Origin of the sequence: Tigheibacillus halophilus, assembly GCF_042683165.1 — a bacterium.
Taxonomy (GTDB): Bacteria; Bacillota; Bacilli; order Bacillales; family Amphibacillaceae; genus Tigheibacillus; species Tigheibacillus halophilus.
Window position 1 is genome coordinate 147002 of sequence record NZ_JBHUIZ010000012.1, and the last position, 26084, is coordinate 173085.

At 40.3% G+C, this 26084-nt stretch carries 25 protein-coding genes and 1 pseudogene; 24 read left to right on the plus strand and 2 right to left on the minus strand.

Annotated elements, in window-relative coordinates:
- Positions 1-297: 297 nt before the first annotated feature.
- The 5 genes and pseudogenes from ACFSMW_RS11925 (at position 298) to ACFSMW_RS11945 (ending at position 6705) form a co-directional block, all read left to right on the plus strand.
- Entirely contained in the window at positions 298-603 is a 306-nt protein-coding gene (locus tag ACFSMW_RS11925; RefSeq protein WP_390355906.1) for a metal-sensing transcriptional repressor, read from the plus strand.
- 12 nt (positions 604-615) lie between these two features.
- Positions 616-2997, plus strand: a pseudogene (locus ACFSMW_RS11930) (heavy metal translocating P-type ATPase); the annotation flags it as partial.
- Positions 2998-3088: 91 nt separating this feature from the next.
- Complete coding sequence (copZ, locus tag ACFSMW_RS11935; protein ID WP_390355908.1) at positions 3089-3298, plus strand: copper chaperone CopZ; 210 nt, start codon at positions 3089-3091, stop codon at positions 3296-3298.
- 299 nt (positions 3299-3597) lie between these two features.
- The gene (locus ACFSMW_RS11940) at positions 3598-5580 is read left to right on the plus strand and encodes a methyl-accepting chemotaxis protein (RefSeq protein ID WP_390355910.1); all 1983 of its coding nucleotides are present in this window, start codon (positions 3598-3600) and stop codon (positions 5578-5580) included.
- 276 nt (positions 5581-5856) lie between these two features.
- Positions 5857-6705, plus strand: coding sequence for a DUF72 domain-containing protein (locus ACFSMW_RS11945; protein WP_390356427.1), 849 nt, complete (start codon positions 5857-5859; stop codon positions 6703-6705).
- A gap of 65 nt (positions 6706-6770) precedes the next feature.
- Here the strand turns inward: ACFSMW_RS11945 and ACFSMW_RS11950 are convergent, their stop codons facing one another.
- Complete coding sequence (locus ACFSMW_RS11950; protein ID WP_390355912.1) at positions 6771-7490, minus strand: pentapeptide repeat-containing protein; 720 nt, start codon at positions 7488-7490, stop codon at positions 6771-6773.
- An 87-nt stretch (positions 7491-7577) separates the two neighbouring features.
- A complete protein-coding gene (locus ACFSMW_RS11955) occupies positions 7578-7907 on the minus strand; it encodes a PadR family transcriptional regulator (protein WP_390355914.1) in 330 nt (109 codons plus the stop codon).
- A 438-nt stretch (positions 7908-8345) separates the two neighbouring features.
- On the opposite strand from ACFSMW_RS11955, the gene ACFSMW_RS11960 reads away from it, so the two are divergent.
- From ACFSMW_RS11960 to ACFSMW_RS12050, 19 genes are all read left to right on the plus strand, one after another.
- Positions 8346-8744, plus strand: a complete 399-nt coding sequence (locus ACFSMW_RS11960) for a DoxX family protein (protein ID WP_390355916.1) — start codon at positions 8346-8348, stop codon at positions 8742-8744.
- 43 nt (positions 8745-8787) lie between these two features.
- Positions 8788-9771, plus strand: coding sequence for a ring-cleaving dioxygenase (locus ACFSMW_RS11965; protein ID WP_390355918.1), 984 nt, complete (start codon positions 8788-8790; stop codon positions 9769-9771).
- A 744-nt stretch (positions 9772-10515) separates the two neighbouring features.
- Positions 10516-11619: a CpaE/TadZ family protein gene (locus tag ACFSMW_RS11970; RefSeq protein WP_390355920.1), complete on the plus strand. Its 1104-nt coding sequence runs from the start codon at positions 10516-10518 to the stop codon at positions 11617-11619.
- 10 nt (positions 11620-11629) lie between these two features.
- Positions 11630-12922, plus strand: coding sequence for a CpaF family protein (locus ACFSMW_RS11975; RefSeq protein ID WP_390356429.1), 1293 nt, complete (start codon positions 11630-11632; stop codon positions 12920-12922).
- Positions 12923-13025: 103 nt separating this feature from the next.
- Positions 13026-13955, plus strand: a complete 930-nt coding sequence (locus tag ACFSMW_RS11980) for a type II secretion system F family protein (RefSeq protein WP_390355922.1) — start codon at positions 13026-13028, stop codon at positions 13953-13955.
- 18 nt (positions 13956-13973) lie between these two features.
- Positions 13974-14840 carry a type II secretion system F family protein gene (locus tag ACFSMW_RS11985; protein ID WP_390355924.1) on the plus strand — a complete coding sequence of 289 codons (867 nt, stop codon included), beginning with the start codon at positions 13974-13976 and terminating at the stop codon, positions 14838-14840.
- Between the two features lie 23 nt (positions 14841-14863).
- Positions 14864-15034, plus strand: a complete 171-nt coding sequence (locus ACFSMW_RS11990; protein ID WP_390355926.1) for a Flp1 family type IVb pilin — start codon at positions 14864-14866, stop codon at positions 15032-15034.
- 51 nt (positions 15035-15085) lie between these two features.
- The gene (locus ACFSMW_RS11995; RefSeq protein WP_390355928.1) at positions 15086-15682 is read left to right on the plus strand and encodes a TadE family protein; all 597 of its coding nucleotides are present in this window, start codon (positions 15086-15088) and stop codon (positions 15680-15682) included.
- 10 nt (positions 15683-15692) lie between these two features.
- Positions 15693-17846, plus strand: a complete 2154-nt coding sequence (locus ACFSMW_RS12000) for a hypothetical protein (RefSeq protein ID WP_390355930.1) — start codon at positions 15693-15695, stop codon at positions 17844-17846.
- 28 nt (positions 17847-17874) lie between these two features.
- Entirely contained in the window at positions 17875-18456 is a 582-nt protein-coding gene (locus ACFSMW_RS12005) for a DUF4352 domain-containing protein (RefSeq protein WP_390355932.1), read from the plus strand.
- A gap of 60 nt (positions 18457-18516) precedes the next feature.
- The gene (locus ACFSMW_RS12010; protein ID WP_390355933.1) at positions 18517-18912 is read left to right on the plus strand and encodes a hypothetical protein; all 396 of its coding nucleotides are present in this window, start codon (positions 18517-18519) and stop codon (positions 18910-18912) included.
- A 35-nt stretch (positions 18913-18947) separates the two neighbouring features.
- Complete coding sequence (locus ACFSMW_RS12015; RefSeq protein ID WP_390355935.1) at positions 18948-19541, plus strand: TadE/TadG family type IV pilus assembly protein; 594 nt, start codon at positions 18948-18950, stop codon at positions 19539-19541.
- Between the two features lie 39 nt (positions 19542-19580).
- Positions 19581-20099, plus strand: a complete 519-nt coding sequence (locus ACFSMW_RS12020) for an A24 family peptidase (protein WP_390355937.1) — start codon at positions 19581-19583, stop codon at positions 20097-20099.
- Positions 20100-20240: 141 nt separating this feature from the next.
- The gene (locus ACFSMW_RS12025) at positions 20241-20726 is read left to right on the plus strand and encodes a DUF4352 domain-containing protein (protein WP_390355939.1); all 486 of its coding nucleotides are present in this window, start codon (positions 20241-20243) and stop codon (positions 20724-20726) included.
- Positions 20727-20880: 154 nt separating this feature from the next.
- Positions 20881-22515 (plus strand): DUF6382 domain-containing protein, encoded by a 1635-nt coding sequence (locus ACFSMW_RS12030; protein ID WP_390355940.1) that lies wholly within the window; start codon positions 20881-20883, stop codon positions 22513-22515.
- On the plus strand, positions 22515-23351 hold the full coding sequence (locus ACFSMW_RS12035) for a PP2C family protein-serine/threonine phosphatase (protein ID WP_390355942.1): 837 nt from the start codon (positions 22515-22517) through the stop codon (positions 23349-23351). Before ACFSMW_RS12030 ends, ACFSMW_RS12035 begins: the two co-directional genes overlap by 1 nt.
- Positions 23352-23363: 12 nt before the next feature.
- Positions 23364-24164 carry a serine/threonine protein kinase gene (locus tag ACFSMW_RS12040; RefSeq protein WP_390355944.1) on the plus strand — a complete coding sequence of 267 codons (801 nt, stop codon included), beginning with the start codon at positions 23364-23366 and terminating at the stop codon, positions 24162-24164.
- A gap of 33 nt (positions 24165-24197) precedes the next feature.
- Positions 24198-25646, plus strand: a complete 1449-nt coding sequence (locus ACFSMW_RS12045) for a type VII secretion protein EssB/YukC (RefSeq protein WP_390355946.1) — start codon at positions 24198-24200, stop codon at positions 25644-25646.
- Between the two features lie 158 nt (positions 25647-25804).
- Entirely contained in the window at positions 25805-26008 is a 204-nt protein-coding gene (locus tag ACFSMW_RS12050; RefSeq protein ID WP_390355948.1) for a hypothetical protein, read from the plus strand.
- Positions 26009-26084 lie beyond the last annotated feature (76 nt).

The window sequence follows — 26084 nt, forward strand, 5'->3', positions numbered from 1 at the left end:
ACTGTAGTCCAGCTATCATCACTGCTTTACGTCATACTGACAAAATGTCAAAAATGAAGCAACCGGTGGTTTGAAGCCAGGAAATTGCGGATACTACCCGAGAATCCGTGAAAATGCAGACTCCAGCATATTACCAGGAAGACCAATATAGAAAATAAATATCGTATCAAACCTGCTTATCGCTTTATCATTTTTTCAGAGCAGGTATGTATTATCTTTATTCGCTTGACAAATACAGTAGGGGGGTATAGTATATAGGTATAATATATGATGATAATAAAACTAGGAGTGATTTCTATGGAGGATAAATTTTTGCATGACCATCCGAGCAAACCAAGGACAAAAGATGAGAAACAAGCGGTTATTAATCGTTTGAAGCGTGTAGAGGGTCAGGTTCGCGGTATTCAGAAGATGGTGGAAGAGGACCGGTATTGTGTGGACATTCTTGTCCAAATCAGTGCGATCCAGGCCGCGTTGAAAAAGGTCGGCTTTTCAGTGACAGAGCGGCATATGAAACATTGTGTCACAGATGCTATCAAATCGGGTGAGGGAAAAGACGCCATAGATGAGCTGATGGACGTATTGCAGCAGTTTTCCAAATAGGAGGGAAACAAAATGGAAGAAACGAAACATGCAACACTTGGCGTAACAGGTATGACATGTGCTGCGTGCTCTAACCGTATTGAAAAAGTGTTGAATAAAATGGACGGTGTGGACGCGAAGGTCAATCTGACAACGGAGAAAGCGACTGTTGACTATAATCCTGAAAAAGCTTCCATAGATGATATTTCATCTAAAATAAATGATATCGGCTATGGTGTGCTTATGGAGAAAACTGAGTTGGATGTATTCGGCATGACATGTGCTGCTTGTTCTTCACGCATCGAAAAAGTACTTAACAAGCAAGAAGGTGTGGGAAAAGCGACTGTCAATTTGACGACAGAAAGCGCCACTGTCCAGTATAACCCTGCGATGGTAGATACAGGAACCATCATCGAAAAAGTCAGGAACATTGGATATGATGCCAAGGTGAAGGCAGACAGACAGGAGAAACAATCTCATAAAGAGAAACAGTTTAAACGCATGAAGTTGAAGCTGACTGCTTCTGCTATCTTGTCCTTGCCGCTGCTGGCAACGATGCTGGTGCATCTGTTCAACATCAGTGTCCCTGCCTTGCTGATGAATCCATGGTTTCAATTCGCTCTTGCAACACCTGTCCAGTTCATTATCGGATGGCAATTTTATGTGGGTGCATATAAGAATCTTAGCCACGGCGGAGCCAATATGGATGTACTCGTTGCACTAGGCACAAGCGCAGCATATTTTTACAGTTTATATGAAGCTGTGAAAACTATTGGGGTTGTGCATGCCGCACCGCATTTATATTTTGAAACAAGCGCTGTTCTGATTACGCTGATACTGTTCGGCAAATATTTGGAAGCGAGAGCGAAAAGCCAAACGACCAACGCTATCTCTAAGCTGCTGCAAATGCAAGCGAAAGAGGCTCGTGTGATCCGAGACGGCAAGGAGAAGCTCATAGCCGTTGAAGATGTTATTGCCGGAGATATACTGGTTGTCAAGCCAGGGGAAAAGATACCTGTAGACGGTATTATTGTCAAAGGACATACGTCAGTGGATGAATCCATGTTGACAGGAGAATCAATTCCAGTCGAAAAAGAAGCAGATGCGCAAGTAATCGGAGCTACGATGAATAAAAACGGGTCATTTGAAATGAAGGCCACGAAGGTCGGCAAAGATACTGCTTTGGCGTCCATTGTCAAAGTGGTTGAAGCGGCACAGGGATCCAAGGCGCCGATTCAACGGCAGGCTGATGTGATTTCCGGCTATTTTGTGCCAATCGTAGTCGGTATCTCCGTATTGACGTTTATCATCTGGATTACAATGGTACAGCCAGGACAGTTCGAACCGGCGTTGGTTGCAGGGATTGCTGTTTTGGTCATCGCCTGCCCATGTGCACTCGGTTTGGCTACACCGACTTCCATTATGGTGGGAACTGGCAGAGCTGCCGAAAGTGGTATCTTGTTTAAAGGCGGCGAACATCTCGAACGGACACATCAGCTGCAGGCGATCGTTTTTGATAAAACGGGTACGATTACCAAAGGCAAACCAGAAGTGACACATTTTACGGGAGATGAAGAAGCATTGCAATTACTTGCGAGTGCTGAAAAGGGGTCGGAGCATCCTTTAGCTGAAGCGATTGTCACTTATGCGTCTGAAAAAGAGATTTCCCTGTTGGATGCTGACCAGTTCGCAGCAGTCCCTGGACACGGTATCGAAGCAAACATCGCAGGTAAGCAAGTGATCGTTGGAAATCGTAAGCTGATGATTGACCGGCATATTGTGACGGCGGATGTGGAAGAGCAAATGTCTTCTCTTGAAAAAGCTGGACAAACTGTCATGTTACTTGCTGTGGATGGCGTTTTTCGTGGAATCGTCGCGGTTGCAGACACGATCAAAGAAACAGCGCGTGCAGCTATCACGCAGCTGAAAGAGCAAGGATTGGACGTGTACATGCTCACGGGGGATAATGAACGTACCGCGCAGGCTATTGCCAGGCAAGCAGGTATTGATCATGTGATTGCCCAGGTGCTGCCGGAGGAAAAAGCAGAAAAAGTAAAAGAAATCCAATTGCAAGGAAAAAAAGCCGCGATGGTAGGAGATGGGATCAATGATGCGCCGGCGCTGGCGATTGCAGATATTGGCATCGCAATCGGAACAGGTACAGAAGTTGCTATTGAAGCTGCTGATGTGACCATTTTGGGAGGCGAGCTTACATTGATTCCAAAAGCGATACAAATCAGCCATGCTACGATGAAAAATATCAGGCAAAATTTATTCTGGGCATTCGGTTATAATACGGCAGGTATTCCGATAGCCGCCTTAGGTCTGCTCGCCCCATGGATTGCGGGAGCTGCCATGGCTCTCAGTTCTGTAAGTGTTGTTTCTAACTCTTTAAGACTTAAACATATAAAAATTAACGGAGAAGCACGGGGTCAACGAATGAGCTCTGGCGGAAAATCTACAGCCGCACAAGCACGTTGAGAATTTTTAAAGGAGGTGATTCAGGATGGCTGCAACAACACTGCATGTCCAAGGTATGTCATGTGGACATTGTAAATCATCAGTAGAAGGTGCGCTTGACAAACTCGATGGCGTATCCGCTGTGGATGTGCACCTGGAAACAGGCAAAGTCGATGTGACCTATGATGAAACCAAAGTCAATTTAAAAGCTATGCAGGAAGCCGTTGAAGATCAAGGTTATGATGTCGAAGCATAACATCACTTCATACCTTTGCGATAGCAACTGAAAGCACTTGTGGGGACAGTACTTTAAACTGTTCTCATAAGTGCTGTTTTTGATTTTTCCTTCTATAAAACACAAAACATCGTTCAGATCGCTATTTCTCTCTTCACTTTATATAAAAGTAGGTACAAGGAACAAAAATATAGGTCTAATTACATATTTTTAGAAAGAAAATTACTGTGAATTACTTCACTTAAATTTTATCATGCCGATATAAACAAATGTAGAAGCAGTTATATATCACATTACATATAGAGATTAGGAGAGTAAATATGCGTAAAAAGAACACCAAGAGAAATATGAGCATGAAGAATAAACTGATACTTTCTTTTTTGGTTGTGCTGTTGATTCCCAGCCTGGTCATATTCTATACAGCTTATACCAGTGCCAAGAACACGATCGACCGTCAATTAAAGGATTCAGCGCTAGGGAATGTAGAGATCGTCAACCAGACTATTGACCAATTCATTCGTGCCCAAATGGAAAATGTCGACTACTTATCACATGCTATCAACCCGGGAAAAATGAAAAATAACAGTGATAAAGAAATAAGATTGTTGCTGGATACTATCCAGGATTCGAAGAAGGATGTGGAGCAGACATATGTAGGCTCTGAAACAGGAGAATTCATGAACTCGCCAACATCTTTTAAAAACCCTCCTGATTATGATCCGCGTGAACGTCCTTGGTATCAAACGGCCATGGAAAATAAAGGCGAGGTCATCATCACTGATCCATACGTATCTAAGTCTTCCGAACAAGTTGTTGTCACACTTGCAAAGGCCACCCCTGATGGAAAAGGGGTTGTGGCAGTGAACTTGAAACTCGGTAATTTGACAGAGATGATCAATCAGATCAATATCGGTAAAGAAGGGTACGTTTCTTTACTCGATACGACTGGCCATTATATAAGTGATCCGAATTTAGAAGCCGGCTCGGAAGCGAAAAGTGATCTTTTCAATAAATTGAATGCAACCAAAGCAGGTAAATTTCAATATGGAAAAGGCAGCAAAGAAAGCAACAGATCATTTACAACCAGTGACATTTCTGGATGGAAAACAGTCGGGACAATGTTCCAAAGCGAAGTCAAACAGACTATCCATCCGATTTTGAAATCGACTTTGATCGTGATTGCCATTTCTTTGGTATTGGGCGGACTGATTGTGCTGTTTATCATTCGTTCCATCAACCAACCAATCAATAAATTACTGCTTGCAAGCCGTGAAATGAGTAAAGGGAATCTTAGCGAACCTATTACCTTATCCAAGAATGATGAATTGGGACAGCTGGCACAGTCATTCAATCAAATGCGTGAAAAATTGAATGCGATCATCATGAGCGTCAGGGATAAATCGACCGGCCTTGCAGCTTCTGCCGAGCAATTAACTGCAAGTACAGAACAAAACACGCTAGCGACAGAGCAAATATCATCTTCTATCCAAGAAGTAGCTGCCGGAATGGAAACACAGTCTGCCAGCCTGGAAAAAAGTTCACAAAGTGCAACAGAAGTATCCAGGGTGCTCCAGCAAATCACTTCCAGTTCGGAACAAGTAACAGAAACAACTGTTCATGCGTTATCTGTAGTCAAAGAAGGCAATGCTGCCTTAGAAACGTCTGTCGGACAGATGGATTATATTAAAGAGACAGTACATGAACTATCCAATAGTATTGAAGGATTGGGCAGAAATTCCCAAGAAATCAGTAAGATTGTCGATGTTATTAAAGATATAGCGGATCAAACGAATTTGCTTGCCTTAAATGCGGCTATCGAGGCTGCAAGAGCGGGTGAACATGGAAAAGGATTCGCTGTAGTAGCCAGCGAGGTCCGTAAACTGGCTGAGCAGTCTTCGCAGTCATCTGAACAAATCAGAAAAATGATCGAAATGATCCAGGAAGAAACCAATTCTGCCGTCAAATCCATGGAAGTAGGTACAACTGAAGTAGAAAAAGGAATCCATGTAGTGAATAATGCAGGAAAATCGTTCACTGCCATATCAGATTTTGTGAATGATATCAGTGATCAAGCCGGCATTGTAACTGCTAAAATGCAAGAGGTTGCGTCTAGTGTCGATCAGTTTGTGCAGACATTCGATGAAGTGACTACTGTGGCTGATACCACTGCTGATGGCGCGCAAAACGTATCTGCTTCTACCCAGGAGCAGCTTGCATCCATGGAAGAGATAAGGGGATCAGCAAGCTCGCTAACCGAGATGGCCGAGGAACTCCAGGAGTTAGTAGAACAATTCAAACTATAATCAAGACCGTCGTGATACACGGCATGCAATACCCCTCTATCTGTCAAAAGATCGAGGGGTTTTTTTCTAGTTTGCTTTGCCGGTAGTACAGGAATATTTGTTTATGGGGAAGGAACAGGCAACATTTCTTTTGACAGTAGAAAAAATATAAAGACCTTTCCTTCTGCATAAGAGCAACTAGCCTTCCTGCAAATGTATTCATATAGAGTAGACGAATGGGCGGCAAGCCAGCATGGTAAATATTCTGTGTTATGATAGAAGGAGGAGGGTATGACATTGATTTACATTGGTGTAACCGGCTGGGGAGATCATTATTCATTATATCCGGCCCATATAAAACCGAAAGATAAATTACCTGAATATAGCAGTCATTTTCCTGTGGTCGAAGTCGATGCCTCATTTTACGCTGTGCAGCCCGTACGCAATGCTTTGAAATGGGTTAGTGAAACACCAGCTGATTTTCGTTTTGTTGTCAAAGCATATCAGGGAATGACCGGACATCAACGCGGGGAAGAGAATCCCTTCGAGACAAAAAAAGAGATGTTTCAAGCGTTCAAGGAATCGTTGCGGCCATACCAGGAGGCAGATAAATTGGCCATGGTACTGTTCCAGTTTCCGCCATGGTTTGACTGCAGAAAGAAGAACGTACAATATCTGCGTTTTTGCAAACAGATGATGGGTGATATTCCGCTGGCGCTTGAATTCCGAAACCAAACCTGGTTCGGTGAAAAATATTATTCTGATACGTTGACATTTGCCAAACAGGAAGGTTGGATTCATGTCATTGCAGATGAGCCGCAGGCAGGAGAAAAATCTATTCCGATTGTTCCTGAAATCACAAATGGCAATATTACTTTGATACGGATGCACGGCAGAAATGTACATGGCTGGAATAAACCAAAGGATGCCAATTGGCGAGAAGTACGTTATCTGTATAGATATAACAAAGAAGAGCTGACAGAATGGAAGAACAGAATATTGGCATTGCGCGAACGTACTGAAGATGTCATCATCCTGTTTAATAACAATTCGGGTGGAGATGCTGCAGGAAATGCAAAAGAACTGCAAAAAATGCTTGGCATCGAATACGAAGGACTCTCTCCAAGACAGTTGGATTTGTTTTAATTACGTAAAAAAGGGATAGTCTCCATGTTCCATTTTGAGCCTGGAGACTGTCCTTCTGCATCGGATCAAATAAGTGTCACATTATTTAATTCTGCTTTGGAGCCTTTTAAGAAATTGTAGGTTAGTTTATCCATGATGGTACCGTCAAAATCGATTTTTTTCACGTCGGAAAGACGGAATTGCACATTGTTTAGTGTAGCGTTGCGAAAGGATGCTCTTTTCAGTGAGGATGTTTCAAAAATGGTCTGATTGAAGACTTCCCCCTTAAATGAAAGTCCTTCCAGATTACATCCCTTGAAATGGGCGCGATCGTAAACACAGTCTTTAAAGCATGCACCTTTCAAATTCGACCGCTTGAAGACTGCTCCTGTCAAATCAGTTCCTTCAAACACACATTTATTTAGATTGCTGCTTTTAAATGAACAATCGGTCAAGTTGGCGTGGCTGAAGTCAGATCCTTTCAAGTCTGCGGAATTGAATTTTCCATTTTGAACGGTTACGGAACGGAAATCAGAGTCATGAAGACGCTGCCTGGAATAATTCATATGGACAGCCTCTTCTAATTCATTTTGCTGGAGATTGATGGAAGCAATCAGTTCAGATACTTCGCCGATGGAATCGGTTGTTAACTGATATGCCTCATCATCACTGTATCCCTTTGCTTTATAGTCATCGTACTTTTCTCTTAGGTTTTGCAACAATTCTTCTTCCAATTCTTGCGCTGATTTTGTTTTTTGGTACGGAGCGAAGATTTGCTTCACATGTGCCTGTAATTGATCTATCACTTCTGCTCATCCTCCTTTTATTTTTTGTGAAATATCACCATTAATCTTATGGATTCAATGGATATAAATTTGGCTGAAACGCATCCCTTATAACAGACGTTCCAGAATCTGCTTTGCTTGTTCCCAGTTTGCCTTGTTTTGCCTATATGCCTCTTTGCCATTAGCTGTAATCGTATAGTATTTACGTCTGCCGCCTTGGGTCGCGTCTCCCCAATAGGATTGGATTTTTTCCTCCTTTTCCAGACGTTTCAAGCTTGAATACATCGTCGCTTCCTTCAATTCGTATCGTTCGCCGGAACTGGCGAATATGAGTTTGCTAATTTCATACCCATATTTATCTCCACCCATTAAAAGTTTCAATATCATCGTATCCGCATGTCCGCGAAGTAAATCAGACGACAATTTCGATGCAACCACACGTTCACCTCCTTAGTTTCACTGCCGGAAAACATTTGATAAATCAATTGTAATGCGCTAATTGTTACACTGCTATGTTGCATGAAGCCATGATAATCCCATGTTTTACGAACAGATATAATGGCATCAGCTAAATACAATATAAAACGAATTACTATGACTGTCAAGGTAATATAATAAACAAATTACTTAACTGAAAAAATATAGCATTCGTTCGAACATGATGTATTGACAAATTGACATACAGTTGTTATCATTAGTTTTGTAGTTACGAATTGTAATTACTGTTTTGCAAATCAATGGCTGGCCACCTTGATGCGTTTTTTTCTTGGCATAACAAAAGGAATTATGTATAAGATAAGGGTAAGCTGATTATTTTTTGCCTGGATATCTCGAATTCAAGATATATGAAATGAAGGAAATAAAGGAGGATTTAAAATGGCAGGTTTAGGATTGTTAATAATTCGTTTGTTAACAGGGATTTCTTTCATGGGCCATGGTGCCCAAAAAATGTTTGGCTGGTTTGGCGGAGGGGGTGTGAAGGGTACAAGTCAATTTTTTGAATCTATCGGTGTTAAGCCCCCAAGAGCAATGGCAGTAATGGCTGGGTTATCAGAATTAGTCGGCGGTTTACTTTTTGCGTTAGGATTATTGACCCCGTTGGCAGCACTGCTAATAGCGGCGGCAATGGTCGTTGCCATTGCTAAAGTGAGCGGCCAAAATGGTTATTGGATTACGGAAAATGGGTATGAATATAATCTGATGATCATTGTAACCGTGATAGGGGTAGCTTTGATCGGACCAGGCACCTATTCTATTGACGCACTCATTTTCTAAAATGGAATTCATTTGATTCATTTAAACATTAGGAGGCATTGAAATGACACAATCATTAAAAGGTATGCACCACGTTACAGCGATCACCAGCAGTGCTGAGAAAAACTATGATTTCTTCACATATACGCTTGGAATGCGTCTGGTAAAGAAAACAGTAAATCAGGATGATATTCAAACATATCATTTGTTCTTTGCAGATGATACTGGCGGCCCCGGTACAGACATGACGTTTTTCGATTTCCCCGGTATCCCAAAAGGGACACATGGCAACAATGAAATTTATAAAACATCTTTTCGTGTCCCAAGTGATGCCGCTCTTGATTATTGGAGCAAGCGATTCGATGAAAAACAGGTCAAACATTTCGGCATTCGCAAGCAATTTGGCAAGAAGACACTTTCTTTCGTTGACTTCGATGACCAGCAATATCAGCTGATCTCAGATGAAAATAACCATGGAGTTGCGGCGGGAGTGCCCTGGCAAAAAGGACCAATTCCACTGGAATATGCTATCACAGGATTAGGGCCAATCTTTGTTCGCATAGATAATATCACCTATTTCAAAGAAATGATGGAGAAAGTATTGCAGTTCAAGGAAATCGATCAGGATGGATCCTTGCATTTGTTTGAAACTGGAGAAGGAGGAAACGGTGCCCAAGTCATTGTGGAGCATAATACGGTTCTTCCGAGAGCCCGACAAGGCTATGGAACAGTTCATCACGCTGCATTTCGTGTTGCAGACCATGAAGGGTTGGAGGAATGGATCGAACGTATGAAGCAGTTTGGTTTACCAAATTCGGGGTATGTCAATCGTTTCTATTTTGAATCTCTATATACTAACGTCGCTCCACACATTCTGTTTGAAATCGCTACTGACGGTCCAGGCTTCATGGAAGATGAACCCTATGAAACCTTAGGTGAAAAACTTGCTCTGCCGCCGATGCTGGAGCCTAAAAGGGAGCAAATTGAAAATTATGTTCGTCCAATAGACACCATGCGAAGTGATAAGGATTTGACCAAGGAAAGATAATATGCTGGAAGCAGGGAGCAGATTTTATATCCTGATCTGCCCCTTGCCCCCTTTATCCATTAATCCATTCTTTCACAATAAGTGCCATTACATAAAACCCAAATAATGATTTATATAATTGAAAAACACGAACAGTTTTTGAACGTAACTTAATCATTTAGATGATTTCTAATATTTTGTTTAAGTACGTTTATTATGTAACCACTGCTGCATAAGGAACTGATTGTAATTCGTTTATGGGTAAATTGAATAATTGTAATAGAGGTAATTTTAAATTTATGGGGAATTTTCAGTAGTTTAATAGGTCTAAAGAACTGATTTAAAAAGTGGTTATTTTGTTGAATTTTGTAATGAAATTGCAATAAATATAATCAAATCGTTGGTAATAAACCAACCATACAACTGTAAACATTAAATTTCTATGACATGGAAAATACATAAAAATCACCTAGGGAAAAGTACCCACAACCAAAGTCCTTCATCATCCTTTCTTTTTTGAAATCCAAGATTTTAAGCAGAAATGCGAACAAAACTTACAAAAAATGTAAAATTATCCTTATAAAAATAGCAAAAAATGATCAAAATTGATTGTTTTTTGCTATTTCCTTGCAATTTTCCTCGAAAGTCATAACCAATCATGTTGTTTAGGTCTAACTACTCAATTTCCCGGGAGCCCCTTTTCTTTTACACATATTTACTGTACGTTTATTATATATTTTTTTATGACTAGACGGGGGTAGGAAAGTGAACAAACTAAGGGTTGTTTTATATACAAAAGATGCCACATATGCGAACTTCTTTTCAAATTTTATGCTCAATCCGGACAACGGAGAAAAATATGCAACGAAAATATTTACAAATCTCGATGCTTTTCGCGAAAATACAAGGAATCAAAAACATCATATTTTATTGACGGATGAAGAGTTGGACACGCAGGATATACAGGTATTCGACCAGATGATCCGTCTTGCTGATTCAGTGGATGAATCGGATTCCCCGGAGATATCGCTTTTTAAATACCAGCCACTGAAAGACTTGATGTCTCAAGTGTTGGCCAAGTACTACGAACAAAGCGGTAAAGTGCTGCAAATGGTAAATGGCAAACAGAAGGAATCCGTCATCACTTTTTACAGCGGCAGCGGCGGCGTGGGTAAGACCCTTTTCTCTTTGTGCATGGCCAAATACCTGGCAATGCTTGAAAAAAGGGTATTCTATCTCAATCTGGAGCTATTGCATACGACTTACCTGTATTTCAAAGATGAAAAGCCTTCATCAGCCGAAGTGCTATATTATCTAAAAAACAACCGGGAACGTTTGATAGCAAAAATCGAGTCATTGAAATCACGTGATGCTTTATCAAACATTGACTATTTTTCACTTCCTGCAAATCCGGAAGAAATGGAAATTGCCACAAAGGAACAAATAGAATCGTTTGTCGAGGCGATTAGGCAAACACAGGATTACGATTATATCATCATCGATCTTGACAGCACATTACATGAAAGAAACAGCAGTGCCTTGGATATTAGTGACGAAATATTCTGGTTGTTGTCCGCTGATGAAACGAGTTTTGAACGGACGAAAAACATGCTGAGCAATGATTTGCATCATATCAACCTGGATCAATCAAAAATACACTTTGTATTAAATAAAGCCGGGCAGGGGCATTTCGATGGTTTTTCTGCATACAACCTCAGTATAGAGGAACAAGTCGCATTTCAAGAGGCATGGCTGCTGCTAAGCGAGGAAGAAAAATTCCGCTCCGACACCATGATCGGTGCAAAGCTTGCTTCATTGTTAAAAAGCCATTCGAGTTTGGAAGCGGGGGTAGCACAAATTGGCAGCTGATAAAACAAAAATGAAGCAAACACAGGATGCACAACCGAAAACGGAAGATGACATCACGAAGCACTTAATTGAAAAACTGCGGGAAACCCTTGATTTCATGCACTCGACAACAAATGAAGAATTGTTGGAAATGGTCGAGGAAACCGTTATTGAATTTGCGCAAAAGGAAAAGCTGACCTCGACAATGATCAAGCGGATTGTGGATCGTATGTACCATGCTTTTCGCGGACTGGGAGCCATTCAGCCGATATTGGATGATCCGTCCGTAACAGAGATCATGATCAATAATTACGATGAAATCTATATCGAGCGTAATGGTCAGGTTTTTCAGACAGAAACCAAGTTTGAAAATCAGCAAAAGCTGGAGGACACTATTCAGGCGATTGTTTCCAAAGTGAATCGTGTTGTAAATGAGTCCAGCCCGATTGTCGATGCGAGGCTCGAAGATGGTTCACGTGTCAATGTCGTTTTGCCACCGATTGCTTTGAAAGGCCCGGCAATGACGATTCGTAAATTCCCGGAAAACCCATTGACAATTGATGATCTCATTCGTTTCGGGGCGTTGGATGAAGAAGTGGGGGAATTCCTTAGACAGCTTGTGGAAGCAAAGTATAATATTTTCATCGGCGGCGGTACTGGTTCCGGGAAAACAACTTTCCTGAACGTATTGTCCAATTTCATCCCGAAAGATGAACGGATCATCACGATTGAAGACTCTGCAGAGCTGCAGATACGCCATGTTCCAAACTTGGTTGGTCTGGAAACTAGAAATGCCAATACAGAGGGCAAGGGAGAAATAACCATTCGGGATTTGATCCGGGCTTCTCTCAGGATGCGTCCGAACCGGGTGATAGTAGGTGAGGTCCGGGGGGCGGAAGCATTAGATATGCTGCAAGCGATGAATACAGGACATGATGGTTCTTTGTCTACCGGTCATGCCAACTCTGTATTTGATATGCTGAGCAGACTGGAAACGATGGTGTTAGGCGCTGCAGAGATGCCGATTGAAGTGATCCGAAAGCAAATCAGCTCTGCCATAGATATCATGGTCCACCTCTCCAGATTCCGTGACCACTCCAGAAAGGTGGTCGAGGTTTCAGAAGTGTTGGGTGTGGAAAACGGTGAAATACAGTTGAACCCGCTATTCGTCTTTCAAGAAAAAGGAGAAAGCTACAGCAAAAAAGTGATTGGCAAGCTCGAGAAAACCGGCAATCATTTACAGGCTTTTGAGAAATTGATCATGGCAGGGAAATACGATACAGCAGAACAGTTGTCAGGCAGAAAGTTTTCCATGGATAATTAGTTATTATGTTTTGAAAATTATTAACACGGGTACAGTGTAATATATTTGTAACATCCATGTAATGCTTATTATGTTATGTCGAGCCATAAGGTGGTGAAATAGATTGGGTATTGATAAAATTGTCGGCACCATTTTAATTGTCTTCTTGATCGGCATTATCGTTTTCCGACGTATCACGCAATCCAAAAAGGAAAAAGAGGAAAAAAAGCAGTTCGATTTAAAAGAAAAGAAGACAAGAGAACGGGCGATGGCCACGATTCGCAACAGGACTATCGGCGGAGAAACATTGATTGATTATGCTACATATAGGCTTTCTTTTCAGGAAAAGGTCAAGTATTCGCTGCTCGCAGCAGCAGTGATTTTCTGCGTAGCTTACCTGTTTTACGATAATATTATTATTTCATTGATTGCAGCATGTTTCGGAATGATTTATCCCAAATTTAAACGTAAACAGCTTATAGAAAAACGCAAGGATGAGCTGTCCATGCAATTTAAAGAAGCGATTTCCTCTCTGGCGTCCTCTCTGGCTGCCGGACAATCGATTGAAAATGCCTTTCGGGACGTATTGCGGGATTTGAAGCTGCTGTATACGGATGATCAGACATATATCATTAAAGAGTTCAACCTGATCAACCGCAGGGTGGAAAATGGCGAGATTATCGAGCGTGCGGTGGATGATTTTGCTAACCGTTCCGATGTGGATGATATCCGCAATTTCGCGGATGTCTTCATCACTTGTAAGCGCACGGGCGGTGATTTGGTGGAAGTCATCAAACGTACTGCTGATATCATTACCGATAAAATAGAGATTCAACAGGATATCAAAGTTCTGATATCTCAGAAAAAATTCGAATCAAAAATCATGGCAGTTGCGCCGCTTGGGATCATTTTATTCCTGCGTCTCTCTTCGCCGGATTTCATCAAACCTTTATACCAATTCGGGACATTCGGCCCGATAGTGATGACTGTAGCACTTGTCATGGTCGTCTGCGGTCTGCTGATCAGCCAAAAAATCATGGACATTAAAGTCTAGAAAGGGATTGATGCCGTTATGGTGTTGAAAATCATCATTGCCATCATTTTACTGGCAGTACTGTTTTTAACTGTAAAGAACAAGGCAGTTTACACGTCTTTCATCAAGCAATATGAAAAGGACATCACATTGCCGGTGCTTGCACCATATGCATTTACAGTTATTGACAAATTGAACTTTTACAAACGATTCCCCAAAATGGTCAATTTTATTCATCAAAAAATGATTATTTTGCGAGGAAGCAAATTATCGAAGGATTACACCAGGATTTATCTTGCCAAGGTCATTACAGTTTTTACACTGTTTGTATTTTTCACGCTGGCGCTGACAATGGCCAATGACTCAGAATATTCGAATCTGATATACGGATTCCTGCTGACTGGCATTATCACATTCTATCTGGTCAAGGACCTGGATAAGAAGGTGAAACAGCGCAAAGATGCCATTATCATCGAACTGCCGGAATTTGTCAACAAACTGATCCTGCTTGTCAACGCCGGGGAGACAGTGCAAGGCGCGATCAAAAAATGTGTCCAGCAGAATAAGAAGAAAATCTATGACTCTCCGCTCTACTATGAATTGAATGAGGCTGTGAACAAAATGACAGCCAACACTTCCTTTCAGGATGTGCTGAAAGACTTCAACTATCGATGCGGCATTCAGGAAGTGTCAATCTTCACGACGACTGTCATGATGAACTACCGCAAAGGCGGTTCATTGTTAGTAGATTCATTGAAAGAATTATCTGTATCACTTTGGGATAAACGGAAAACCGTCACCCGTATCAAGGGGGAGGAAGCTTCTTCCAAACTGGTTTTTCCGATTATATTCATATTTGCATCCGTACTTATTATCGTGATTTACCCGGCGCTTGCCGTATTCTAAAAAAATGGGGGAGAGATATTACTATGAAAACATTTTTGACAGATTTTTGGAATGATGAAGAGGGAATGGAAACGATTGAGATGTTGTTGATTCTATCTGTATTGATTGTAATTGCAGTCATGTTTAAAGAAAAAATCAAAACATGGGCAGATCAATTGTTTTCTAAAATCAACAAGGAAATGAAGATTGACTAAGGAGGCATTAACATGCATTCCTTCTTAAAAGATGACAGGGGAAGTTTCACGTTGGAAGCTTCTCTTGTTTTCCCGGGTTTTTTGATGTTCACATTAGTCTGTATCTTCTTTTGCATCGTGATTTTCCAGATTGGTACAGCAAATTTTGCAGCGCAAAAAGCTGCTTCAGAGCTGGCGTACATATGGAATAATTCTCACAAAGACTTGGAAACTGGTGATTTTGGGAAAGCCAATTACACTGGTTTGCCAGCAGGGGATGGATTGTATTGGAGAATTACTGATAGTGGGGTACTCAAAATTTTTGGCTTAAATGGATTCCCAGGCAGTAGTTCTCATGAGGGAGATAAAAAGGATAAAGTTGCCACCGAATACAATGGGGCTATTAAAATCGACCTAGGCGATATTCAGTATGAAAGTATTTTAATAAACAGTGAAGTCAGGGTTAAAGCGAAAAGCTCGTTGTATGTTCCTGGGTTCATCTCAAAGTTAGTCGGTTCTGAGGTGGTCGGTACCTCGTCAAGAACGGTTACCGATACACCAGAATTAATAAGAACATTCAACTTTTCCAAATATCTGTGGAGTGAATTTGGATTTGACAAGAAGGTTTCAAGGGCAATTGAGTCAATAAAAGGCTTCTTCGGGAAGTGAGGGTGAGTTGATGAAAAAGATAAAAAAACTGTTCTTTAATGACAAAGGCTCAGTATCCATTTTTGCTATAATCATCATCTTACCTATATTCGTATTAAATGCATTACTGATTGATACCTTGCGGATTGTAACTGCTGAAAGACAAATGGAAAATGCAATGGATGCGGCTTTACGCTCCACTTTTTCACACTTTAAATCAAACCTAGCTGATGTAGGGTTATTTGCATATGACGGTAATTCCGATGATGCATCGAGTCAATTCGATCAATACCTTAAAAAGCAGTTTGAAGGGTTGAGTGGATTTGATAATCTTTCAGTACCTAACGGAATAAAAGCAAATGCAACTTTCGATGATGAAAGAAATTTGGTAGACTATGATGTATTTACACATCAAGTATTGGAGAGTATGAAATACCAGGCTCCGGTACAACTTGGAAAAGATTTTACAGAATTGCTGTTGGGAGGCAAAGGAGTATCTGATGAAGATATAGACAATGCTGAAAAATTGGTTGAAAACTATGAAGAGATATTGGATTTGATGAAAAAAAGGAACAAAAAAATTGATGAGATAACAGAACAAATGAACCAATATTTAAAAGTAGTCAAATCAGATATAAAAAATAAAGTGATTGGCAGTGAAGTTACATCTGACAGCGACAAAATTCCAGCTAATATAAAAACATTCAACCAAATGGTTTTTTATGTTAACAGGTATAAAAAATTAAAAGAAAAGGAATCTGATGAAGATAAGAAGCTATCTGATAAGGAAAAAGAAGAAATAAAACATTTTGAGGAAGCTATCAATAAGAATGCCTTTAAATCCATTTATGATGTGGAGATTTATCATAATCACATTCCCGAGTCTTTAATTGGTTCTGGAACGCTTCAAAATCCAGCGGATAAATCAGCCAAATATTATGATGATCAAATTAGCGAGATTTTTGATGATGACGATAGTGACATGTTGGAGGAACTCAAAAAATTTACTTTAAGTGATAAGTTTTTCAAGGACATTTTGGAGGGTAATGATCATATTTATGATCAAATTAGATTGGATAAAGAACTACCTGATTCTGGAAAAGACCTAAGCGACCCTGGGAAGTATACAATAGGACAGCTGTACGGATTGTTTTATTATGCCATGTCAATGAAAAGCAAAAAGGCCGGGGAAATAATTATACAGTCTATTGAAAACAAACTGGGCGATCTAAAGAAAAAACAAGTTAAAACAATAGAAGGCCATATGAGTGACTACGATAAGGCAAAGAAAGAACTGGAAAATGTAGACACAAAAAAAGAAGAAGATAAAGCCGACAAAAGCTTTGGTGAATTATGGGCGGAACTGAACAAATATAAGGACATAAAGGATTCAATCACTTCTGATAATGCAACATATGCCGAATTGGATGGGTATATTAAACAGTATAATGGTGCCGTGGAAGGGGCTGGAGATGCCTCTGAACCGGAATCCAGGCTGCAATTTATAAAAGATGCGTTTAATCGATTTAAAGAATTTGTGGAATTCATACAAGGTTTTCCAAATTCGATTAGGAATGAACTTTACATCAATGAATATATACTTGCCAATTACGGTACAAAAGCTCCCTATGAATTGGGAAAAGAAAGTTCCTATTATTACAATACAAAAAAAGCCCAATACATTACTTATGGATATAATACCGCGGGTATAAATTACTTTATGTTTTTGAAGGATGTCGTGATGATTTTATTTGTGGTAAATATGTTAGCTCAGATCACCCAAGGGGGATTTGCAGGGCCACTAGCATTTTTTAAAGCGTTGGGATTTGCCCTTGCAACAACCGGAAATGATTTAATGGAGTTAACAGGGAAACCCTATAGCATACAATGGGCTCCCTTCAAGACAATGAAAAAGAAAATTACAGTAACTATGCCCATGTTTTTGAGGATAATTATGGCCATGAAATCAACCGGAGAAACCTACAATCATCAAAAAATGAGGAGGTTACAGGCTGTTATTACTAAAGAAACTGGTGCAAACTTATTACGCTCACCGTCATATATCACGGGGAATGTGGATGCAAAATTAAAGGTCTGGTTTATACCACAATTAGCCAAAGCTTTACCTGGTAAAGTTGAGGATGGCTACTATATTATTAATCAGAAAAAAGTTTATTCATATTAAATATATTCGTTTCAAAGGAGGAAAAAACATGAAAAAAATTTTGGCTGTGTTAATACTGGGGATACTTTTGGTAGGATGTAGTGATGGTGAGAATAAGAATGAGAAGTCAAACATTGATGATAGTGCCACATCCAAAGGTGAAGATGTAAATAAAAGTGATGAAGGTAAAAAGGACGAGAAAAAGGTTTATCAAATAGGGGAAACAGCTGTTATTACAAGTGACATGTATGATTTTGATTATCAAGTAACCGTAAACGATTTTAAATTAGTAAGAGAAGTTGATGGCGTCAAAATTGAAGACTATATCAGTGGGGCGATCGATGAAGATAGATTTGCAGTTATCAATGTAACGATAAAAAACATTAGTGATGAGGCTTATGTTCCAAATGAAATGTTCTCAGCCAATTTTTCAAAGCAGGGTGATGATGGGGGACATACCTCTGAAGATCAATTTTTTACTGAACGTGACAAGGAGTTGCAACCCGGAAAAGAAATTACTGGTAATATAGTTTTCACTACCAGAGTGAATAGCGCTAAAACTTTTTTGATAAAGTTTGAGGGAAACTCTGATGAAGAAACACATTTTGAACTTCCAAATCCCGAAAAATAATAAGTGAGTTGGGTTCAAGCAATTTGAACCCAACCTATAAAAAATCGAAAGGAGGATACTATGAAAAAAACAATAGCATTACTAGGCTTATGTATAATTCTATTAGCAGGCTGCGGAGGTAACTCTGATTCAGAGGCAAAAGGTAATAACGTTAAGGGGATAGACGATATAGATAAAGAGAAAGCAAAGAACTCCATTATTCAAGGGGCATTGGACTCAAACTTATTAACCAACACAGCAAAAGAAGATTACAGTAAATCTGATATCGTTAATATAAAAATGTGCGAGGCTTACCATATTGATCATCCAACAGATGGTTTTGAAGGGAATTTCATAGTTTTTTGGGAAACAAGTGATGGAAAATATGAACATAATTTCATAATGAAAAATGATTATGAGATTGAAAACTTAGCAAACTATGAACGACTAGACGATAAATGTGTCAACCTTGATTAAAGCCTTTAAAGAAAAAAGTCAAAGGATGGTTGTCAATGGGAAGAAAACTTAAAAATGAAAATGGAAGCATAACCCTTGAAGCTGCGTTGATCATACCTATATTATTGACTTTTTTCCTGTTGTTAATATCATTTGTAAAAATTAGTATTGCAGAAATGGCTTTGGATGATGCAGTTAGTGATGCGGCTCAATCAGTTGCCCACTATTCTTATGTGGCAATGGTAGTCCAAGGTGTAGTGAAAAAAGGTTCAGATGGTTTTGTTGACTCTTTGACAGACAAGGCGAGTGGGAAACTGGATAATAATGAAGTAGCCAAGTATTTGCTAAAAAAATTAGGTGGAATCGGTAAAGACGCCATCCCTACAACAGGAGATGTCGCCAACCGTTATTCGGATAGTTTTTACCAAAAAATGGTGATAGACAGATATAAAGAGAGAGTAAGCAATACATCTTTTTTTAACCCTGGTGGCATAGTTGTAAAAAATTCATCTTTTCCTAGTTCAACAAGCGGTGACAGTGCAAATGTAAAAATACCTGCTGAGAACACATTGAAAATTATACTCCCTTTTTTTGAAAAAGATATAAAAATCAAGAAGGTTGCAGTTGAACGTGGTTGGGTTGGTAATTGATTTTAAGTAGAATTCAAACAAGGGAAAGGGGGCAATCTGTTGCAGTGGCATTTTATCATACTCATTATTTTTCTCGCTATTGTTTGTTATTATGACATTCGGCAAAATAGAATTCCGAATTGGCTAAACTTGGCTGGTATTCTTGCTGGTATACTTTATCATTTAATTGCCGGGCAAATGGCTGGTTTCCTTGATGCCATGTTCGGTATGCTGGCGGGCGGCGGGATCATGCTGCTCTTATATATTTTCAAAGCGCTCGGTGCAGGAGATGTGAAATTGTTCGCAGCGATTGGTGCAATCTGCGGTGTCCTATTCACGTTGTACAGCGTCATGTATTCGATTGTCTTCGCAGGTATTATCGCACTCCTTATATTATTGTTCACAAGAACGTTTCTTGTCAGTATGACAGTGGCCATTCTACATATCTATGAATCTTGGAAAAAGAAATCACTCACTGCGTTGGATGAATTCAAGAGAGAGTTCTCCAATCGCTATCCGTTCATTTATGCCGTTATTCCGGGTGTGGTCACAACTTTTTACTATATGTATTTGGCATAAGCGGGGATTGGAATGGATCACAGCTTTCCAATTGACTTTACAAATAATAGGGTCGATACAATGACTCTTCGCTTTCCGAAAAGATGAAAAGACAAGCGGTAGCATCTATAAAGTAAAAAAATAAATAGTGGGGGGTTAGTGATGAAAAAAATTTACTTGCTAGCCATAACGATATTAGTCAGCGTAGTAATAACAGGTTGCAGCTCATCAAAAGATAGCACATCAAAAGATAAAACAGAAACAACTATTTTAACTAATACAGGCGATAAAGAAAAAGACAAAAACAAAAATGAAAAGAAAAAAGATATCTACCAAATTGCTGAAACGGCTAACACAGAAAGCAGTAATGGCGGTCATCCATACTCGGTCAAAGTAAATAGTTTTGAAATTATAAATGATAAAAGTGCATCAGGTGTATCAATGAAAGACGCTGGATACACAAAAGATGATCCAGATGCGCGGTTTGCAGTAGCCAATGCCACCAATAAAAACACAGGTGATAAGCCATTTGTACCAAATGATGAGATCGAAGCACAAATTGAATCAAAAGTTACACCCCAGAAGATGATTATTCGGATATTACTTTCAAGGAAAGAGACGAAGAACTTGCACCTGGTGACGAGATAAGTGGTAATTTGGTTTTTGCAAGCAACTACTTTTTGGATACGGATAAACTCTATATTATTTATGAGTATGCGTCTAGTGATAATGAATTCAAATTCGAGCTACCTGTCAAAGATCAGTAAAAAAGTAGTATTTTACAGCAAAAGGGGGAAATAGGATGTCCATTGAATTATATGATTATCATATAGATTTTGTGCAAACCAATGGCACTTACATGAAATTGCGCAAATCTGAAACACATGGTTTTTCCGCGGATGATTTTCAGGAATTACAGCTAAAAATGATCCAATCTAACACGATTCCCCGGCTTGTCCCTATCCGCTTTGAAGAGAAGAATGGGGAATCCAGTATTTTCTATCGGGTGGAAGGGCTTCGCCGGTTGCGGGCTATCGCAAAGGAAAAACCAATGTCGATGCAGGACTATTATGCGTTGTTTATTAACATCGTGCAGGCGATTCAGGATGCGACCAATAACATGCTCGATGAAGATCATTATGTATTGAACGAGGACTTCATTTATATCGGTCAAAATTACCATCAGGTGTATCTGACTTATTTGCCATTGAAAGAAATCAGTGGAAAAGCCGATATGCATGAGAAGTTGAAAAAACTGCTGCTTAACCTGGCTAGTGAAGTGCAAGGCATCCATGGCGGGCAGTTCAAGATGATTTTAAGCTATATCAAGGATCCTGGCTTTAGTTTGCAAGGATTGAAAAAATTACTGCAAGATTTGCAGACAGTTCGGCCAGTTGATGAAGTACAAGGCGCCTACGAGTCTTCAGAAACAGTTGTGGATACGACAAACGAAACGGAAGAGGTCACCATCACGAAAAAGGTGAAGAAACTGCCTCCGCTGCCGAGAAAAATGAAAATTTACACCGTACTCATCGGTTTGCTTTTGATTGCTGCCAGCTGGAAGCTTTCGGAAGGCTCATCTTCCGCCATGATGATTGTATCAGCGGTATTGTCAGTCATCATCATAGCCGGTGTGATCACTTATCTGTTCTTCTGGCGTCCAGGCGTCGAGCCGATCATTACGGAAAAAGAAGTAACGGTTAAAAGACCTAAAAAACAAGTTCATAAAAAACCACAGCAACCGGCAGCCAACCCTCAACAAATGTCGCAAAGTGCTTCAGAGCAGCATCTCACATTACAGGATTTGCAATTAGAGATGGCTAATGCTGTGAAACCAACAGAGAAGCCTGTTACAGCGAGTGCGGAATCGCAGCAGGCACCTGCATTTTCTGCACAGGTGGAGGAAACAGCTGCAGCAAATCGTCAGGATGGCGTCCACGAGGCAGCTGCATCATCGGTTACTGTCATGGAAAAACCGCGGGCAAAAGATACAGCTGTGGCTGCCAAACAACCCGGAGCCAGTTTTACTGCCAATACAACTGTTGCTGAAATGGAAGGAAATGTTCCAAAGGCATCAGGATTGCGTGATCAGACAGTTTTGCTGGATGAAGGCGAGTTGCTAGGCACGGCAAGCAAACATGTCAAAAACTATCTGATTGCAGAAGCAGATGGCAAGGAGAATGAATTGGAAGCAGACAACATCATTATCGGACGCTCACCAAAAGCAGCACAACTTATAGATACAGGCGTTGGGGTGTCCCGATCCCATGTAGAATTGGTCAAGCTTTCCGATACGTATGGTGTAAAAGATCTTGGTTCTAAGAATGGTACTTTTTTAAATAACAAACGATTGATTCCATATAAGATTTATGAAATGAATCATGAAGATACCGTACAGATCGGTAAATCCATTTACACATACAAGGTGCAGAAATAATGACAGAGAAAAAGAAGCTTCATATCGGGCAAAAGACGGTTCAAGGACCTGATAAAGAAATAAACGATGATTACATGGATGTAGAAATATGCCACATTCATCAGGAGTCAGATGCATATCTGCTAGTCATTGCCGATGGAATGGGTGGTCATGCGTTTGGTGATATTGCAAGCTTTTATGCAGTGAACAGACTGCAAAAATGGTGGAAAAAGACCAGCTTGCACTGTCATACCCCCGAGGCGTTCCTCCAGCGTTGTAAAGAGGAGATGCCGAAGCTCTTTCAATCCATCAATAAGAAATTAATTGCGATCGGGCAGGCAGAGGAAAAGGGCACAGGAACAACAATGACGGCATTGATGCTGGTAGAAGGCAATTATTTTATTTGCCATATTGGGGACTGCCGCGTTTATCAATTACACAGTGCCAGCACAAATGGTGTGTATTCAGACGATACGGTGGACTTGACAATGGAGAAAAAAGACTTTGTCCAATTGACCAAAGACCACTCATGGGCAAATATGCAAATCGAACATGGTGCGCTGACACCGGAAGAAGCAAAAGGGCATCCGAAAGCGCATGTTTTAACACAGTGCCTGGGGATACGTGGTGATGTTCGCCCATATACAGCAACAGGGACTTTTCGGGAGTCGGATCATTTCCTGCTTTGTACGGACGGCTTTTATGCATTATTTGACGATGGACTCATTCAAAGGCAATGGATGGAGCAATTGCAGGCAAGCGCCAGCGAAACAGAAATGGCAGCGCATTTTCTGCAACTGGCGAAAAAAGGGAAGCACCATGACGATGTGTCCATTCTTTTAGCTAATTTACGTTAAAGAGGGATGAGTATGCTGAAAGAACATGATGTCATAAACGGCAAATATATTGTTACGGGATTCATCGCAGAAGGCGGGACCTCACTTTTATACGAGCTGAAAGACCAACAAGGCAAAAAAGCTGTGTTAAAAATTGTTAAAGAGCCCACCACGCTTTTTAAACAACAATTGGAAAATGAATCGAAAATCCTTGCTTCTCTAGAGATAGCCAACATTCCTGTTCTGTATGATAAATTTCAATATAAGGATCAATATCCTGCCATTGTCATGGAAAAAGTACCTGGCAAAACTATTGCCTATTTAATAGAAAAAGATAAGCAGAAGTTCCATTGGAAACAGCTGCTATCTGTGGCAAAACAAATGGCATTGATGGTCAAGCAGCTGCATGATCATCAGCCTGCTATTATTATGCGGGATATCAAACCATCCAATGTACTGCTGACTGATGACAATAGGGTTTCTATCGTGGATTTTGGTGCTGCAGCAACGCCGGAGACAAATACGATGGCATTGGGGACAATTGGTTTCGCGGCCCCTGAGCAATTTGAAAGAGGCGTGTGCGATGGCCGGTCGGATTTGTTTTCCATGGGTGCGACCTTATTTTATATTCTGAGCAATGGAAAAAATATTTTTACAACGGAACATGAGGCAATGGTTTGGGAGAGGTTGCCGAAGTCATTTGCCAAGATCATCCTGAAATTGACAAAAACGGATAAGTCAGAACGTTACCAGAACATTGACCAGCTGATAAAGGAACTGGATAAAGTAAAACTGAGTTGGAAAGAAAGGTTTTTCTCAAGGCGGTTTAAGTAGTATATCTACTCTCGGGAAAAGGAGTTGAAGACATTGGCACAAGGGAAAATCAGTGAAAATAATGAATTTGTCACCTATGAAATAGCACTGAATGAAACGAATCTGGTAGAAGCGGAACAATTGGAAGAATTGAAGCGACCACACCCACTATTCTTACCTTGCGACAGCTACAAGATGGAAAATCAGCAAGTGACCATTCACTATAAGAAACAACCAGGCTATACCCCACTTGTTACATATCTGCAAAGCGACTTGCCATTAAAACAAAAAATCGCTGAACAAATTCTTCAGGTAGAGGACTTGATTGGAACGCAATATACGGTTTTATTAAGTCCCAATAATATTTTTGTGGAGGAAACCGGGCAAATAAAATTTGCTCACCGAGGTATTCGTTCGGTATTACCCCCAGAGGAATTACCTGAAGCAATGCTGCAGGAAGTAAAGGATGTTATTATTTTCCTGCTGAAAACGGGGAGCGGTAATGATACACAAACTCCGGCAGTTATACTAGCCAACCAAGTAGCTTCAGCAGAAACAATCAAGCAAATTCATACAGTCCTGCAATCGGACATACCGAACATGGAACCAAAATCAAATGAACCAGCTGCACCTGAGCCAGTTCCAGTTACTGAGCCAAAAGCCAAGCCATCTGTACCACCAGCGGCTAAGCCTGCAGTAAGTGAGCAAAAGCCACCGCAGGCGAAAGAAAAACCGAAAACCCCTGTTAAGCAAATAGCAGCAGCGAATACGAGAAAGATGCTGTTAACAGGGATTTTAATTGGGCTGCTTATTGGTTTCGGGGCTTTGTATTTGGCGAAGGTTATGCCGCTTGAAAACGAGGTTGCCAGTGCTTCAGATGATTATCGGAGCCAGGTGGAGGCCCTGGAACAGGATCAACAATCCACACAGGAAAAACTGGATAACCAAAAGGCGATTAACCAGGCTTACCAATTGGTGATCAGTGATAAGGCAAAAGAGGCGGTTGCACAGTTTGAAAAAGCAAAAAGTCTTAATGATGCTGACAAAGAAGTCCTTGCTGCCCAATATATCAAACTCAATACAGTGGAAAGCCTTACAAAGGCAGCCGAACTAAATCCGGACAATCAAACGCAAGCTGTAAATCATTTGGTGGCATTACAGTCTGATGAAGCGAATAAAGCCATTTTGAATATGGAGTCAGAAAAACCGGAAATCAACATTGAAAAATCATGGTTGAATAAAGATTATCAGCAAGTGGTTGATCTATCTGCTAAGTTAAAGAATAACAAGCGTGCGAAAGAACTGGCAGCCAAAAGTTATATCGAATTAGATAAGCCGGCTGAAGCAACAAAACTCGCAAAGGAATTGAAAAACAAAGATTTGCAGATAGCCAGCTTGAAAAAAGAGATTGCCATGGTAAAAGCTGATAAAAAGATGAAAAAAGATAAGCGCGAGAAAAAAATCAAGGACTTGAATAAACAGGTGAAGAAGCTGTCAAAATAGCATATGGAGCAGGGCGATTTTGAGATCTGCTATTTGTGTAATATTAGGAATTCAAAGCAGAAGGCGGAAGATTCGCATTAGCCAATATTACTATCAAAAATATTAGTGATAAGGCTTTTGTTCCCAAATCGACTTTGGCGGGATTTTTAACTTCTGAGATGGAGGACATTCCATCCGATGAAGAATTTTTTACTGAAAGAACAGAAGAATTAGCACCTGGGCAAGAAATCACGGGAAATTTAGTTTTTATAAATGAAAACTTTGATGCCGTAGACAAGGTTTATTTAACTTTTGAAGAATTATCTAAGCATGAAATCAAGTTTGAGATACCAATCCCAAAGATTAAAAAGGCAGTTCCTTGATTCAAACAAATACAACATTGAAAAAAGGTCAAATGACTCCCTTGTGGATCATTTGGCCTTTTTTACCAACTGCTTT